Origin of the sequence: Sphingobium fluminis, assembly GCF_037723805.1 — a bacterium.
Lineage (GTDB): Bacteria > Pseudomonadota > Alphaproteobacteria > Sphingomonadales > Sphingomonadaceae > Sphingobium.
In genome coordinates, this window is record NZ_JBBJUK010000003.1 from 554,318 (window position 1) to 570,400 (window position 16,083).

At 65.9% G+C, this 16,083-nt stretch carries 11 protein-coding genes; 8 read left to right on the forward strand and 3 right to left on the reverse strand.

Annotation, left to right across the window (positions count from 1 at the left end):
- Positions 1-29 precede the first annotated feature (29 nt).
- Genes tsaE through trxA form a run of 6 tightly spaced genes read left to right on the forward strand, consistent with a single transcriptional unit; the run spans position 30 to position 8,883 of the window.
- Entirely contained in the window at positions 30-449 is a 420-nt protein-coding gene (tsaE, locus tag WG907_RS11975; protein WP_445326810.1) for a tRNA (adenosine(37)-N6)-threonylcarbamoyltransferase complex ATPase subunit type 1 TsaE, read from the forward strand.
- Entirely contained in the window at positions 446-1,432 is a 987-nt protein-coding gene (locus tag WG907_RS11980; protein ID WP_340233076.1) for an aminoglycoside phosphotransferase family protein, read from the forward strand. Before tsaE ends, WG907_RS11980 begins: the two co-directional genes overlap by 4 nt.
- The gene (locus WG907_RS11985) at positions 1,429-2,139 is read left to right on the forward strand and encodes a nucleotidyltransferase family protein (RefSeq protein WP_340233000.1); all 711 of its coding nucleotides are present in this window, start codon (positions 1,429-1,431) and stop codon (positions 2,137-2,139) included. The genes WG907_RS11980 and WG907_RS11985 overlap by 4 nt, the downstream gene beginning before the upstream one ends.
- Positions 2,132-5,113, forward strand: coding sequence for a double-strand break repair protein AddB (gene addB, locus WG907_RS11990; protein ID WP_340233001.1), 2,982 nt, complete (start codon positions 2,132-2,134; stop codon positions 5,111-5,113). The genes WG907_RS11985 and addB overlap by 8 nt, the downstream gene beginning before the upstream one ends.
- Positions 5,094-8,534 carry a double-strand break repair helicase AddA gene (gene addA / locus WG907_RS11995; RefSeq protein ID WP_340233002.1) on the forward strand — a complete coding sequence of 1,147 codons (3,441 nt, stop codon included), beginning with the start codon at positions 5,094-5,096 and terminating at the stop codon, positions 8,532-8,534. Before addB ends, addA begins: the two co-directional genes overlap by 20 nt.
- 28 nt (positions 8,535-8,562) lie before the next feature.
- The gene (gene trxA / locus WG907_RS12000; RefSeq protein WP_340233003.1) at positions 8,563-8,883 is read left to right on the forward strand and encodes a thioredoxin TrxA; all 321 of its coding nucleotides are present in this window, start codon (positions 8,563-8,565) and stop codon (positions 8,881-8,883) included.
- Positions 8,884-8,959: 76 nt separating this feature from the next.
- On the opposite strand, the gene WG907_RS12005 is transcribed toward trxA, so the two are convergent.
- Genes WG907_RS12005 through WG907_RS12015 form a run of 3 tightly spaced genes read right to left on the reverse strand, consistent with a single transcriptional unit; the run spans position 8,960 to position 12,570 of the window.
- Positions 8,960-9,763, reverse strand: coding sequence for an inositol monophosphatase family protein (locus tag WG907_RS12005; RefSeq protein ID WP_340233005.1), 804 nt, complete (start codon positions 9,761-9,763; stop codon positions 8,960-8,962).
- Positions 9,763-10,989, reverse strand: a complete 1,227-nt coding sequence (argJ, locus tag WG907_RS12010) for a bifunctional glutamate N-acetyltransferase/amino-acid acetyltransferase ArgJ (RefSeq protein WP_340233007.1) — start codon at positions 10,987-10,989, stop codon at positions 9,763-9,765. The genes WG907_RS12005 and argJ overlap by 1 nt, the downstream gene beginning before the upstream one ends.
- Positions 10,990-11,019: 30 nt before the next feature.
- Complete coding sequence (locus WG907_RS12015; protein ID WP_340233009.1) at positions 11,020-12,570, reverse strand: glycosyltransferase family 39 protein; 1,551 nt, start codon at positions 12,568-12,570, stop codon at positions 11,020-11,022.
- Between the two features lie 240 nt (positions 12,571-12,810).
- Here WG907_RS12015 and secA point away from each other — a divergent pair, with 240 nt between their 5' ends.
- Both secA and WG907_RS12025 read left to right on the forward strand, forming a co-directional pair.
- Entirely contained in the window at positions 12,811-15,543 is a 2,733-nt protein-coding gene (gene secA / locus WG907_RS12020; protein ID WP_340233010.1) for a preprotein translocase subunit SecA, read from the forward strand.
- 240 nt (positions 15,544-15,783) lie between these two features.
- Entirely contained in the window at positions 15,784-16,020 is a 237-nt protein-coding gene (locus WG907_RS12025) for a hypothetical protein (protein ID WP_340233011.1), read from the forward strand.
- The last annotated feature ends 63 nt before the right edge of the window (positions 16,021-16,083 follow it).

The window sequence follows — 16,083 nt, forward strand, 5'->3', positions numbered from 1 at the left end:
ACGATGTGCCTATTGCCGGCCCCGACGCCATGCTGGCGTTTGGCGCGCGGATCGCCTTGCAGGTCCAGATCGGCGACGTGATCGCGCTGGAGGGCGGATTGGGGGCGGGCAAGACGACGCTGGCGCGTGGTGTGCTCGAAGGGCTCGGCCTTGCTGGCGAAGCGCCAAGTCCCAGTTTCGCGATCGTCCAGCCCTATGACATTCCCGAGGTGCGATTGCCGGTCACGCATGTCGATCTATACCGGCTCGACGACGTGGCGGAGGTGCAGGAGCTGGGACTCGACGAATATCTGCTCGACAGCCTGCTGATCGTGGAATGGCCCGACCGGCTCGGGGACCGGCTGTGGGCCCATGCGCTGCAACTGGCCATCGAGATGGAGCCGGACGGCGGTCGGCGCTTGACAGCGCGCGTGCCGGACGGTTGGAGGGAAAGATGGTCGCAGATATGATCCCTCCCGCCGCCGCAGCCGCCTTTGTCGAACAGGCGGGCTGGGGCCATGCCGCGATTCTGCCGCTGGCGGGCGATGCATCATTGCGCCGCTATTTCCGCGTGGTCGACGGCGCTCGCCGTGCCGTGCTGATGGATGCGCCGCCGCCGCAAGAGGACCCCCGCCCGTTTATCGCGATCGCGCGGCACCTGGCGGGCGAAGGCTTCGCCGCGCCCGCGATATTGGCCAGCAACCTGAACGAAGGACTGGTGCTGATCGAGGATTTCGGCGACGAGCGGCTGAAGGAATATCTGGAGGCGCAGCCGCAGGACGAAGCGGCGGTCTATAGCCGGGCCGTCGAATTGCTGGCCGATCTGCACAGCCGCCCGGCCGCCGACCTCCCGGCCTATGACCGGGCCGTTTATCAGCGCGAGGCCGGCCTGTTGACGGAATGGTATTGCCCGGCGGTCGGCCTGACGGTGGATGAAGCCGCCTATGTCGCGGCGTGGGACGCTGTGCTGCCACTTGTGGAGCGATCGGCGCGTTCGCCTGTCACCGTGTTGCGCGACTATCATGCCGAAAATATCATGCTGATCGACCGGCCTGAGGCGCGGGGACTTGGGTTGCTCGATTTTCAGGACGCGCTGGCGGGGCACCCGGCCTATGATCTGGTGTCGCTGTTGCAGGACGCGCGGCGTGACGTGCCGCCGGAGATCGAGGCGGCGATGCTGGCGCATTATCGCGCGGTCGCGAAGCCACCGGCGGATTTCGACGCGGCCTACGCCATCCTCGGCGCGCAGCGGAACGCCAAGATCATCGGCATCTTCACGCGGTTGTGGAAGCGGGACGGCAAGCCGCGCTACCTGTCGTTCCTGCCGCGTATGTGGGGGTTGCTGGAGCGCGATCTTGCGCATCCGGCGCTGGGGCCGGTCGCGGACTGGTTCGCGGCGAACATTCCCGCCGACAAGCGGCATGACGCGCTGGAAGGCTTTGCGCCGGCATGATCGAGACGGCGATGCTGATGGCGGCGGGGCTCGGCAAGCGGATGCGGCCGTTGACGGCGACCCGGCCCAAGCCGCTGGTCAAGGTCGCCGGCAAGCCGTTGATGGACCATGCGCTCGACCGGCTGGAAGCGGGCGGCATCCGCAAGGTCGTGGTCAATGTCCATTATCTCGCGGACACGGTCGAAGCGCATCTGCGCACGCGCAAGGGGGGCATGGATTTCGCCATCTCCGACGAGCGGGGCAAGCTGCTCGAGACCGGAGGTGGGTTGGTCCATGCCGCGCCTTTGCTGGGGGATGCGCCGTTCGTCTGCGCGAACAGCGACAATCTGTGGATCGACGGGCCGGTCGAGACGCTGGCCATGATGCAGCGCATCTGGGACCCGGCGCGGATGGACGCGCTGTTGCTGCTGGTGCCGCTGGCGCGCGCCAATTGTCACAGCGGGCCGGGTGATTTTCACATGGATGCCAATGGCCGGCTGAGCAGGCGCAAGCCCGCCCATGTCGCGCCCTTCGTGTTTACAGGGGTGCAGATCGTCTCGCCGCGCCTGCTGGTCGATCCGCCGGCGGACAGTTTTTCCACCAACATCTTCTGGAGCCGTGCGATCGAGGCGGGTCGCCTTTACGGGGTGTCGCATCAGGGCCTGTGGTTCGATGTGGGCACGCCGCAGGCCATTCCCGTCGTGGAATCCATGCTGGCCCATGGGTGAAAAGGCGCGCCCCGCGCTGTTCAATATTCCCGCGCATCGCGCTTTCGCGGATTCGCTGGTGGCCGGCATTCTGGCCCGTCATGGCGGCGATCCGATGCGGCTGGCGCAGGGCATGCTGCTGCTGCCGAGCAACCGCGCGGTCCGGGCGATAAGCGATGCCTTCGTGCGGCGATCCGAGGGCGGATTGCTGCTGCCCCGGCTGGTCGCGATCGGCGAACCGGAACTGGGCGAGCAGATCGGCGGCGCGCTCGATCCGCTGGCGGACGACGAGGCGGTGCCGCCCGCCATCCCGCCGATGCGCCGCCAGATGATCCTCGCGCGCATGGTGCAGGAGGCGAGCGCGGTCCCGATCGACGCCGGGCAGGCGATCAAGCTCGGGCAGGCGCTGGGCGCGGTGCTGGACCAGATGCAGGTCGAGCGGGTGCCCGCCGAGGCGCTGGGCAAGCTGGAGCTGGACGGCGACCTGTCGCAACATTGGCAGTCTTCGCTGGCGCTGTTCGATATATTGATCGCGCGCTGGCCGGCGACGTTGCAGCGCATCGGGATGATCGACCTGACCGACCGGCGGAACCGACTGTTCGATCGGGTTGCCAGGCGCTGGGCGGAGCATCCGCCGCGCGGGTTCGTGGTGGCGGCGGCCATTTCGACGACGGCTCCGGCTGTGGCAGGGCTGTTGCGCGCGATCGCGCATATGCCGGGCGGCCAGGTGGTGTTTTCGGGACTCGACCAGCATATGGACGAGGATGCGTGGGACGGGATCGGGCCGTTCGAGACCGATCCGGTCAGCGGCCGCGCGCCGGCGGGCCATGAGACCCATCCCCAATATGCACTCAAGCAACTGCTCGACCGGATGAGCGCTACGCGTGATGATGTGGCGCTGTGGCGCTGGGGCAGCGAGCATGACGCGCGAGCGGTGCGGGGACGCAACATCTCCAATGCGATGCTGCCGCCGCGCCTGACGACGCGCTGGGGCGAATTGAAGACTGCCGACCGATCGCTGGCGGGCGTCGAGGCGCTGGAGGTCGCGACGGCGGGCGAAGAGGCGCAGGCGATCGCCATCGCGCTCCGCGAGGCGATGGAATCGCCGGGGCGCACCGCCGCGCTGGTGACGCCCGACCGGCAACTCGCGACGCGCGTTTCGGCCCATCTGCGGCGTTGGGGAATCGAGGCCGACGACAGCGCCGGGCAGCCGCTGTCCCGCTTGCCGCCCGGCACGTTGCTGATCGCCATCGCCGAAGCGGTGGCGGAACGCTTTGCGCCCGTCGCGCTGCTGACCCTTCTCAAGCATCCGCTGGTGATGCGGGGGGAGCGGCGGCTGGAATGGCTGGACGGGGTGCGGGCGCTCGACCTGTTGCTGCGGGGGCCGCGGCCGCAGGCGGGGCTTGCGGGCATCGATATGATGCTGGAGGCGCGCGAGGGTGAGGACCGGCAACGCGCGTTGCGCCAGCGCGTGCGTGACTGGTGGCCGTGGGCACGGGGGCTGCTTGCACCGCTGGAAACCGCGTTCGCTTCGGCGACGGACCTTGCCGGGCAGTTCGCCGCGATCCGCGCGCATGCCGGGCCGCTGACCGACGATGCCGTGTGGGCCGGCTATCAGGGGCATGCCGCCGCCGATCTTTTCGCCGAGATAGAAATCGCAGCGGCCGAAGGGCCGCGTCAGGCCGATCTTCGCGCGCTGCCGACGCTGCTCGATCATATGCTGGGCGGGTTGGCGGTACGGCCGCCGCAGGGCGGGCATCCGCGCATCGCGATACTGGGACTGATCGAAGCGCGGCTGGTACAGGCCGATCTGATGATCCTGGGCGGGCTGAACGAAGGGACATGGCCCGGCCTGCCGACCCCCGATCCTTGGCTCGCGCCGCGCATTCGGCGCGAGCTTGGGCTGCCGGGTCTTGAGACGCGCATCGGCCTTGCCGCGCATGATTTCGCCAGCGCATTGGGGGCACCGCGCGTGCTCATCACGCGCGCGCGTCGGGGCAGCGGCGGGCCGGCGGTGGCTTCGCGTTTCTGGCTGCGGCTCAAGGCGATGGCGGGGGCGCAGTGGCGGCAGGCATCGCATTATGGGGCGCTGGCGCAAGGGCTCGATCGGCCGGCAGTCCATCGGCCCGCGAGCAGGCCGGCGCCGAGGCCGCCCGCCTCGGTCCGTCCGCGCCTGATCCCGGTAACGGATGTCGACCGGCTGAAGGCCGACCCCTATGCTTTTTACGCGCGGCGGATATTGCGGCTGGCGCGGCTCGATCCTGTCGATGCCGATGCGGGGCCGGCTTGGCGCGGGACGGCGGTGCACGATATTCTCCAGCATTGGGCGGAAGCGGGCGATCGCGACCCGGCCTCTCTGGAAGCGCGGGCGCGGGCGATGTTCGACCGGCCGGAAGTCCATCCGTTGTTGCGGGCGCTGTGGCAGCCGCGATTGATGGAAGCGGTCCGCTGGATCGCGGCGGAGGTCGTGTCGGACCAGCGCGCGGGCCGGACAATCCTGGCCGTCGAGAGCGAGGGCGTGGCGAAGATAGCGGGCGTCACGCTGACCGGGAAAGCCGACCGGATCGATCGCATGCCGGACGGCACGGTCGGGATCGTCGACTATAAGACCGGCAAACCGCCCAGCGCCAAACAGGTCAGGGCCGGGTTTGCGCTGCAACTGGGATTGCTCGGCCTGATCGCGGAGTCGAACGAGGGAGGGTTTCCGGGCGTCGACGGGGTAAAACGCGCGGGCTGTTTCGAATATTGGTCGCTGGCCAAAAAGGGCGATCAGTTCGGCTATCGCGAAAGCCCGGTCGATTCTTTGGGCAAGCGGGACAAGATCGTCACCGCCGATTTTACCGATTATGTGCTTGGGCAGTTTATCGAGGTCGCGGGCGCCTTTTTGACCGGCGACGCGCCATTCACGGCGCAGGTGAATCCGGAAGTCGCTAATTATGGCGATTACGACCAGCTGATGCGGCTGGAGGAATGGTATGGCCGGGACGATGGCTAGGATCGCCGATCCGTTGCGCGCGCTGGCGGGCGAACAGGCGACGGCTTCCATGCCGGACGCCCATGTCTGGCTGTCGGCATCCGCCGGGACGGGCAAGACCCATGTCCTGACGGCGCGCGTGTTTCGCCTGCTGCTCCAGGGGGTGCGGCCCGAAAATATCCTGTGCCTGACTTTCACCAAGGCGGGGGCGGCGGAAATGGCCGACCGCATCCATGACCGGCTCGCCGCCTGGGTGCAGATGGATGAGAAGGGGCTGTTCAACGATCTGGAGGCGCTTGGCGAGGAGTCCGGCCCGGAGGCGCGGGCGCAGGCACGCTGTCTGTTCGCCGAAGTGCTCGAATCGACGGGTGGTGGCCTGCGCATCCAGACCATCCATGGCTTTTGCCAGCAATTGCTGACCGCTTTTCCGCTGGAGGCGGGGCTTTCGCCCGGCTTCCGGCCGCTGGATCAGCGCGAACAGTCGACGCTTGCGCGCCAGACGCTCGCCGACAGCGTGGTGCGCGCGCATGAAGAGGGCGACGCCGCCTATATGGAGGGGCTTCAGGCGCTCAGCCTGCGGCTGGGCGAGGGCGGAGCCGAGCAATTTTTGATGCGGTGCGCGGCGCGGGCCGACGCGCTCGGCGCGCTGCCGCAGGAGATCGGGCCGTGGCTGAGGCGCGAACTGGAACTGCCTGACGGCGATATCGAGGCGCATATTTCTTCCCGTTGTGGCGACGATGCGTTCGACATGCGCTCGCTCGAATGGATCGCCCGCGCCAATGCGGAGTGGAATACGGGGCGGGCGCTGGAGCGGTGCGACCGGATCGCCGCATGGCGCGGGCTGGATGCCGCCGGGCGCGGGGCGGGGCTCGCCGAGTTGCATCGCGCCTGGGCGAAGGCGGACGGCGAGCTGATCGCGGCCAAGGGCTGGGTGCCGCCCGTCGAGGGCTATGGCGAAGCGGCGGCGCGCTTGCATTCGGCCTGCGCCGAGTTGATCGACTTGCGCGTGCGGGCCGATTATGCCGCGCTTCTTGGCAAGGCTTTGCATGCGGGGCGGACCTATGCGCTGGCCTATGCGCAGGCGAAGCAGCTGGCGGGCGCGGTCGATTTCGACGATCTGATCGCCCGCACGGCGGCGCTGCTGGGTCAGGACGGGATTGCCGACTGGATTCGCTATAAGCTCGACCAGCGGATCGACCATATATTGGTCGATGAGGCGCAGGACACCAATATCGCCCAATGGCAGATCGTCGGCGCGCTCGCGGCGGAATTTTTTGCGGGCGAGGGGGCCAAGGGCGACCGGGTTCGCACCATCTTCACCGTGGGCGATTTCAAGCAGGCGATCTTCGGCTTCCAGGGCACCAGCCCGCAGGCGTTCGCGGCGGCGCAGATATTGTTCCAGCATCATGCGGAGGAGGCGGGGCATGCTTTCCACGATCTGTCGCTCGACCGCAGTTTCCGGTCGACCCCGGCGGTGCTCGACGTGGTCGATCGCACCATCGCGGGCCTTGAGGCGGAACGGCTCGGCCTGACGAGCGGCGAGGTTCGTCACATCAGCGCCAACCGCTTCCCCGGCGAGGTGTTGTTGTGGAAGCCCGTCGTCGCCGGCCTCAGCGAAGAGGCCGACGGCGAGGAGGATTGGGCGGCCGATCAGGAGCGGGTGCTGGCCGCGAACATCGCGCGCCAGATCAAGGGCTGGATCGATGCGGGGGTGATGCTCGAAAGCAAGGGGCGACCCGTCCGGCCGGGCGACATCATGATCCTCGTGCGTCGACGCAGCGAACTCGCGCGGCTGATCGTGGCGCGGCTCTATGAGGAGAATGTCGCGGTCGCCGGGATCGACCGGCTGCGGTTGAACGCGCCGCTGGCAGTGCGCGACCTGCTGGCGGCGCTGCGTTTCGCGGTGCAGCCCGAAGATGACCTCAATCTCGCCGCGCTGCTGGTTTCGCCGTTGATCGGGTGGACTCAGGACGAGCTGATGGCGCGGGCGATGACCCGGCGGGGCGGCCTTTGGCGGCACCTTAACGAGACGATCGACGATGCCCTGCTTGCGCCGTTGCGGGCGCTGCTGGGGCAGGCGGACCTGACGACGCCCTATCGCTATCTGGAACATATCCTGTCCGGACCGATGGAAGGCAGGCGGCGGCTGGTCGAGCGCCTGGGGGCCGAGGCGGCCGATCCGATCGAGGAGCTGCTCAACGCCGCGCTTGCCTTCGATATGGACGATCATCCCTCGCTCCAGCGCTTTATCGACTGGTTTGACCGGGGCGAGGTGGAGATCGTGCGGGACGCGGCGGCGCAGGGCAATGCGCTGCGGCTGCTGACCGTCCATGGGTCCAAGGGGCTTCAGGCGCCGATCGTGATCCTGGCCGATGCGTGCCTCGATCCCGACGCCGGCAACCGGGCGGCGACGCTCGAATGGAACGCCGTGCCGATCATCGCGCCGCGCAAGGCGGAAAAGGGCGACCCGTTCGGTAAACTGGCCGAGCAGGCGGCGGCGATCGAGCGGGAGGAACATTGGCGCCTGCTCTATGTCGCGCTGACCCGTGCGGAAGAGAAGCTGGTGGTGGCGGGCGCGCTGGGGCCGCGCGCGCGGGGCGAGGTGAAACCGGAAAGCTGGTTCGCGGCGGTCGAGGCGGCGATGGACGGCCTTGGCGCGCAGTGGGAGGCCGACCCGATATGGGGTGCGCGGCGGCGTTGGCTGGGCAAGGATGTGCTGCCTGCACGCGCGCCGGACAAGGAGATTGACGAAGCGCAAAGCGTGGTTGTCGAGCCGGACTGGCTGCGGCGGCCAGCCCCGGTCGAAGCGCGCCCGCCACGCCCGCTTGCGCCATCCGCGCCGGTCGAGGATGATGTGCCCTACCCGCCGCCGACCCTCGCGATGCGGCACGCGGCGGAGCGTGGCCGTCTGCTGCATGCGCTGTTCGAGCGATTGCCCGATGTCCCGGCGGACCGGCGTGAAGAGAGCGCGTCGCGCTGGCTGGTACAGCAGGGCGTGGCCGATGCGGGAGAGCGGGGAGATATTGCCCGGCAGGCGCTGCGCGTGATCGACGAGCCGGCGTTCGCCGGGCTGTTCGGGCCGGCCGCGCTGGCGGAAGCGCCGATCGCCGCCGTGGTGGGCGAGGCAGTGATCGCGGGGACGGTCGACCGCCTGTGCGTGGGAAGCGATCTTGTGCAGGTGGTGGATTTCAAGACCGGCCGCTTCGCCCCCCTGAAGGCCGGCGAGGTTCCTATTGCCCATGTGCGCCAGATGGCGGCCTATGTCGCCGCGCTCGGCGTGATCTTTCCGGGGCGGCGGATCGAGGCGGGGTTATTATATACCAGCGCGCCGCGGCTCATCATGCTGCCGCCCGACATGCTGGCTGCGCACAAGCCCGGCTTTCCGCGCACGCAGGACATTTTGTCCGCGCAGGACATTGAGCCGGACGCGTCCGCACCCTAGATCATCGCCAACATAAGGAGAATGTAATATGGGCACCAAGGCAGTTACCGATCTCAGCTTCAAGGCTGACGTCATCGATTCGGACACCCCGGTGCTGGTCGACTTCTGGGCCGAATGGTGCGGGCCCTGCAAGATGATCGGCCCTGCGCTGGAGGAGATTTCCGAGGAGCTCGCCGGCAAGGTCACGATCGCCAAGATCAATATCGACGAAAATCCTGACGCCCCCGGCAAATATGGCGTGCGCGGTATTCCAACGATGATCCTGTTCAAAAATGGCGAGGTCAGCGCGACCAAGGTCGGCGCCGCGCCCAAGAGCGCGCTCAAGGGCTGGATCGAGAGCGAGCTTTGAACCTTTGAAGGAAAAGACGGCCTATGTCGGCGGGATCATCACCGTTCCGGCATAGGCCGGCCGCTGCGTTGTTCGTTCAGCTTTGATCGAACAGCGTGGTGGCCGCCAGGTCCCACAGGCGGGGTGAGGATGCGCCGAGCAGACCGCGCCGGATGTCGCCGACGCGATAGGGCGATCCGTCGAGGCGCTGGCAGAGGCCACCCGCTTCGTTCAGGAACAATGTTCCCGCCGCATGGTCCCAGGGCAGCGTGCGGGAGAAAACCGACACGTCATTCTGGCCAAGCACCAGCCGCGGATATTGTTCGGCCGCACAACGCGGGATATCCACCAGGGCAAAATTGCCGGCAGCCCGGCGGGCTATATCGGCGCGCTCTTCGGGCGTCATGAAATAGACGGCCAGCGCGGCGACCGGCAGGGGGGCACCGCTTTCCCGCGCGAAGATCCGTTCGCCATCGATATGGCTGCCGCCGCCAAGCAGGGCGTGGCACAGGCGTCCGCTGAGCGGGTCCAATATCCATCCGGCCAGCGTCGTGCCTGCGTCGGCGAGGGCGATCATGATGCCGAACGGCGGCCTGCCGGCGGCGAAATTGCCGGTGCCGTCGATCGGATCGATGATCCAGTTGAGGCCATCGCCCGCCCGATCGAGGATCGCCGGGTCTGCGGCGCACGCTTCCTCGCCGATGATGCCCGCTTCGGGCAGGATCGCAGCAAGCCCTTCGGCGAGGCGCAACTCGCTTTCCTTGTCGGCGATGGTGACGAAATCATCCGCAGCCTTTTCGCTGATCTCGTGCGATGCGAGATTCTGATAGCGGGGCATGACGATGTCGCGCGCCACGTCACGCATCAATGCCACGACAGGTTCGTGAAGCTCCAGCGCCATCAGCTGCGATAATCGGCGTTGATGGAGATATAGCCATGCGTCAGGTCGCAGGTCCAGACGGTCGCGCGGCCTTCGCCAAGGCCCAGGTCGACCCCGATCGCGATATCCTGCCCTTTGAGATGCGCGGTAACGGGGGCTTCGTCATAGCCCTCGACCGCGAGACCGCCAGACGCGACCTGGGTCGCGCCGAAGCGGATCGAAAGGCGATCGCGATCGGCCGGCTCGCCCGCTTTGCCGACCGCCATGACGACGCGGCCCCAGTTCGCATCCTCGCCGGCGATCGCTGTCTTCACCAGGGGGGAGTTGGCGATCGACAGGGCGATTCGGTGCGCACTTGCATCGCTGTCGGCGCCTTCGACATTGATCTCGATGAATTTGGATGCGCCTTCGCCGTCGCGCACCACCAGATGCGCCAGTTGCCGGCACAGGTCCATGAGCGCCGCCTGGAAGGCGTCCGCGCCGGGATCGTCGAAAGAGGCGAGGGGAGCGTTGCCCGCCTTGCCGGTGGCGAAGGCCAGCACGGTGTCGCTGGTCGAGGTGTCGCTATCGACGGTGATGCAGGAGAATGTGCGCTTGTTGGCGGCGGATAACATCTGTTGCAGCAGGGCCGGCTCGATAGCGGCGTCGGTGAAGATATAGCCGAGCATCGTCGCCATGTCGGGCGCGATCATGCCGGACCCTTTGATGATGCCCACCAGATCGACGCGGGTCGATCCCAGCATCGCCGACACATGCGCGCCCTTGGCATAGGTGTCGGTCGTGCCGATGGTGATGGCCGCTTGCTCCCAATCGGCAGGCGCGGCGGCGAAGGCTGCGGCCAGCCCTGCCTCCGCCTTGTCGATCGGCAAGGGCACGCCGATGACGCCCGTCGATGACACGAACACGTCCGAAGGCAGGCAGGACAGATGATTGGCCACGCGCGCGGCGATCGCCTCGACTGCGGCGCGGCCGCGCTGGCCGGTGAAGGCGTTGGCGTTGCCGGCATTGACGACCAGCGCGCGGGCGGCGCCGAGCGGCAGCGCCTCACGGCACCATTCGACTTCGGGGGAAGGACATTTGCTCTGCGTCGTCACGCCCGCGACGGCGGTGCCTGGCGCGAGTTCGACATAGGTCAGATCACAGCGATCCCAGTTCTTGTAAGCGGCGCGTGCGATGCGCGCTGTGGCACCCGCGATCGGTGGGAGAGTGGGAAAGCTGGCCGGGGCGAGGGGGGAGCGCTGAGTCATGTCTTGCGGATAGCGCAAATGCCTCTGCGGTCAACGCGCGTTTGTCAGAGCTGTGATCGGGCGCGCCGGCTTGATATAAAGCCGCCCCACGCCGTCCGGCATCATCACCACGCGATAGCCTCGGGCGCGGGCGTAGGCGATCAATCCGTCGTCGGGCCGCAACGGCATTTTGCGTGTGCCCCCTTCATAGCCCACGAGGATGGCGGCGGGCGGATCGCGGTCGAGATCGCCCAGCGTTACAGGCGTGAGCACGTTCAACGCACGCGCCTGCGCCATGGTGAGGAATGATCCGGTGCGATAGACGAACGGTCCGGCGGCCAGCCGGGGGTCGAGAGCAAGTCCGCTATCGATGATCTGATGGGGTGACAATGTGACCACCGGGCCACCTTTAATATCATGGACCATCTCACCGGCCCAATGTGCATTTTGCGTGGCTTCAAAGACCGGTGAGCCGTTCCGCGCCATCGCCATCAGGTCGCGGCTCGATTCATAAAGTCCTGGAATAGCGGCCAGCGCCAGCAAACCCAGCGTTGTTTCCCGCATGGCGAAGCGCCAATGCCGCGCATCGTCGAGGAAATAGCCCAGCGCCAGCGCCAGTGGCGGAAGCAGGGGCGCAAGATACTGGACATGGGTCGGCGTCGGGATCGCTGCGCCCACAAGGCCGCCAGCGACCATCCAGATCGCCAGCGCTCGTCCTGGTGAGCGGACATTGTTGCGCGTCGCCCACCAATTTGCGGCCAGCAGCAACAGGGCGATCAACGCCGGGCCAGTGGCGAGATATTTGAGCAGGTCTCCGAGCTTTTCGGTCATGCTCAATTCCGCGCCGATGCCGTTGGCGGCATACCAGGCGAAGGGGCCGGTCGCTGCGAAGCTGAATACGCCATAGATGAACGCCTGGGGCGCGAGGGCCAGGGCGATGAGGGTCGGCAAGAGACCTGCACTTCCGCCCAGCGCAAGAAGGCAGGCGGGCCGCATTCCGCGCCGTCCGCCCGCCGTCAGCGTGAACAGTCCCAGCGCGATGCCCAATGGGGCGAAGGAGAGCTTTGCCGATATGGCGAGGCCAAACGCGACGCCCGATGCGATCCAGAACACCGGTCGGCATTGGCGCAATGCCAGCAGGGCGGCCGCCATGCCCGCTGCGGCGAGCATCGTCGGCAGCATGTCGTTCCGCACGACGCTCGCGGTGAACTGGAACGCGGCGGTCGCCGCGATCAACAGCGTCGCCACTACAGCGCTATCTCGTGAGATCCCGGCGATACGCTGCGTCGTCGCCATCAGCGTGAGGGCGCACAGGGCGACAGCAGCGGTGGCGATCCGCATCGCGACGACCATATGCCAGGGGAACGCCCATGCCAGCGGCGCGAACGCCCAGCCGTGCAGCGGCGGCTGAAGATACAGGAAGTCGCGAAACATCGTCAGCCGTCCGCTGAAATAGGCACCGGCTATATATTGGCTTTCATCATGATCGAACGGCGTAGCAAGCGCGGTCAGTCCGAACCAAAGCGTCACGCACAGCGCGAGACCGACGCCCAGCGAAAGGGTGCGGCCGCCCGCCGGGGTCAGGGACAGTGAAGGATACAATCTCGTTCGCTTTCGTCGTGACTTCGGCCTGATACCATTGCCGGCGCTAAGCCAAGCGCCCCCCATGACAATCGTTCCGTCGTCAGACGCCGCCAATCGGCCAATACCGTTTCGACAGCAGGCATCGGCCATGGAGGCCTCGCTCAGATTGACTAAAGCCGGTGCGCCCCCTAAATCGCCGCGCATGTTCGTGCGTGCTCTCCTAACGGGTGGCGCATCCCCATTTTGTCAGGAATTTGCATGTTCGGCGCACTCGCCAAGTCCATTTTCGGATCGTCCAACGAGCGTTACGTCAAGTCGCTCGGCCGGATCGTCGAACGCATCGCCTCATTCGAGGACGCCATAGCGCCGCTATCGGACGACGATCTGGCAGCCCAGACCGTGAAATTCCGCGAACGGCTCGCCAATGGCGAGACGCTGGACGATATTTTGCCCGAAGCCTTCGCCACGGTACGCGAGGCGGCGAAACGCACGCTCGGCCAGCGCCATTATGATGTGCAGATGATCGGCGGCATCGTGTTGCATCGTGGCGAGATCGCGGAAATGCGGACGGGCGAGGGCAAGACGCTGGTGGCGACGCTCGCCACCTATCTGAACGCGCTCGAGGGCAAGGGCGTCCATGTCGTCACCGTGAACGACTATCTGGCGACGCGCGATTGCGAATGGATGGGGCAGGTCTATCGTTTCCTCGGCCTGACCACCGGCGTCATCGTGCCCAATATCTCGGAGGACGAGCGCCGGGCCGCCTACGCCGCCGACGTGACCTATGCGACGAATAACGAGCTGGGCTTCGATTATCTGCGCGACAATATGAAATATGACCGCGCGTCGATGGTGCAGCGACCGTTCAATTTCGCGATCGTTGACGAGGTGGACTCGATCCTGATTGACGAAGCGCGGACACCGCTGATCATCTCCGGGCCGACCGACGACAAGTCCGAACTCTATGTTTCGGTCGATGCGATCGTGAAACAGCTGGTGGACGAGGATTATGAAAAGGATGAAAAGCAGCGCACGGTCACGCTGACCGAGGACGGCACCGAGAAGATCGAGCGGCTGCTGGAAGATGCGGGGCTGCTACAGGGTAGCAACCTCTATGATTTCGAAAATACCCAGGTCGTCCATCATGTGAATCAGGCGCTGCGCGCGGTCGTGATGTTCCGCCGCGACATCGATTATATCGTCAAGGACGGCAAGGTCGTGATCATCGACGAGTTCACCGGCCGGATGATGGACGGCCGCCGCTGGTCCGATGGCCTGCATCAGGCGGTGGAAGCCAAGGAAGGCGTCCAGATCGAGCCGGAGAACCAGACGCTCGCCTCGGTGACGTTCCAGAATTATTTCCGCATGTATCCCAAGATTTCGGGCATGACCGGCACCGCGTCCACCGAAGCGACCGAATTCTTCGAAATCTACAAGATGAACGTGGTGACCATCCCCACCAACAAGCCGGTGCTGCGGGTGGACGAGCAGGATAGTTTCTACAAGAATATCGAGGACAAATTCCGTGGCATCGCCCGGACGATCAGGGAACATGCCGAAAAGGGCCAGCCCGTGCTGGTCGGCACCGTGTCGATCGAAAAGTCCGAGATGCTGTCGGAATTTCTCAACCAGGAAAATGTGCCGCATGCGGTCCTCAACGCCCGCTTCCACGAGAGCGAGGCGCATATCGTCGCGCAGGCCGGTCGCAAGGGCGTGGTGACGATCGCCACCAACATGGCCGGGCGCGGCACCGACATCCAGCTTGGCGGCAACCTCGAAATGCGGATCGAGGATGAACTGCGCGATGTGCCCGAAGGCGCGGAGCGCGACGCCTCGATCGAGCGCATCCGCGCGGAGATCGCCGTCGAAAAGGCGGAGGTGCTGGCATCGGGCGGCTTGTTCGTGCTCGCGACCGAGCGGCATGAAAGCCGGCGCATCGACAATCAGCTGCGCGGCCGTTCGGGGCGTCAGGGCGATCCGGGGCTGTCGCGCTTCTATCTGAGCCTCGACGACGACCTGATGCGCATCTTCGGGCCGGACACGATGTTCGCCAAGATGATCCGCTCGAACCTGGAGGATGGCGAGGCGCTTCCGCCGTCCAAATGGTTGAGCAAGGCGATCGAAACGGCGCAGCGGAAGGTCGAGGCGCGCAACTACGACATCCGCAAGCAGGTCGTCGAATATGATGACGTCATGAACGACCAGCGCAAGGTGATCTACGAACAGCGCGCGGATATCATGGACGCGGACACGGTGGATGATGTCGTCACCGACATGCGGCACGAGACCGTCAACGATATCGTCGGCGCGTCCTGCCCGCCGGGCACCTATCCCGAGCAGTGGGACGTCGCGACGCTCAAGGCGCGGGCGGCCGATATCCTTGGTCTGGAACCCGATATCGATGCCTGGCTGGCGGAGGATGCCGTCGACCCGGAAGTGCTCGAAGAGCGCCTGTCAGGGCTGGCCGACGATGCCGTCGCCGAAAAGATCGCGGATATCGACGAGCGCGACTGGCATGGCATCGAAAAGAGCATCCTGCTCCAAAGTCTCGACCATCACTGGAAAGAGCATCTCTCGACGCTCGATGCGCTGCGTCAGGTCGTGCATCTGCGCGCCTATGCGCAGAAGACGCCGATCAACGAATATAAGCAGGAAGCTTTCGCCCTGTTCGAACGGATGCTGGAAAATATCCGCGAGGATGTGACCGGCTCGATCGCGCGCGTGCAGTTCCGCATGGACGCGTCCATGCCCGAATTCGACCTGCCGGTGTTGCCCGACTTCATCACGACTCATATCGATCCCTTTTTGGGCTATGACGACAGTGCCGACAGGGATGCGGGCCAGGCCGGAATCATAACGACGACGATTCCGCGCCCGCCGGTCGGGTCCGATGACGCGGGCGAATTCGCCAATCTCGACATCAGCCGAAATGCGCCATGCCCGTGCGGTTCCGGGCAAAAATATAAGCATTGCCACGGTGCGCTGAACTGATCGGCGGGGAAGGTCGCGAATAAGGGCGACCTTTTCCGGCCATCATGCTATAAGCCATTATTGCGCGAAATCAGCCTGCAAGCCTTCGCCGTGACAGAGAGACTATTTGCGCTCCCGCTTGCCAGCTGGGAGCGTTCCTTTGAGCGACCTGTCTTATCTATCGAAATTCCCTCGGGTCGACGTCCTGTACGCGACCCTTTCTGCCGGTTTGGCACCCTTTGGTATCCAAGGTCCCAAGGCATGACCCGCGCCATAAGCGTCAATGCGACGGTTCCCGCGGTCCAGGCCCTGTGCAAAACCGAATCCATACGGATATCCACGATCGAACCGCTGCTTTCGGGCGGCTCTCGCGTGGTGCTGCTCGACCCGCGCGACGCGGACAGAATCCGTACCCTGATGAAGACAAAGCTCATAACCGGCGCGATCGTGCGCTCTCCTGAGCATCTTTCCCGCCAGCCCCCGCCGTCCTCACGTTAATAGACGCCAGCGGCTATTCCGCCCGCAGGCCCGATTTCCGGGGCCAGACGAACCAACCGCATT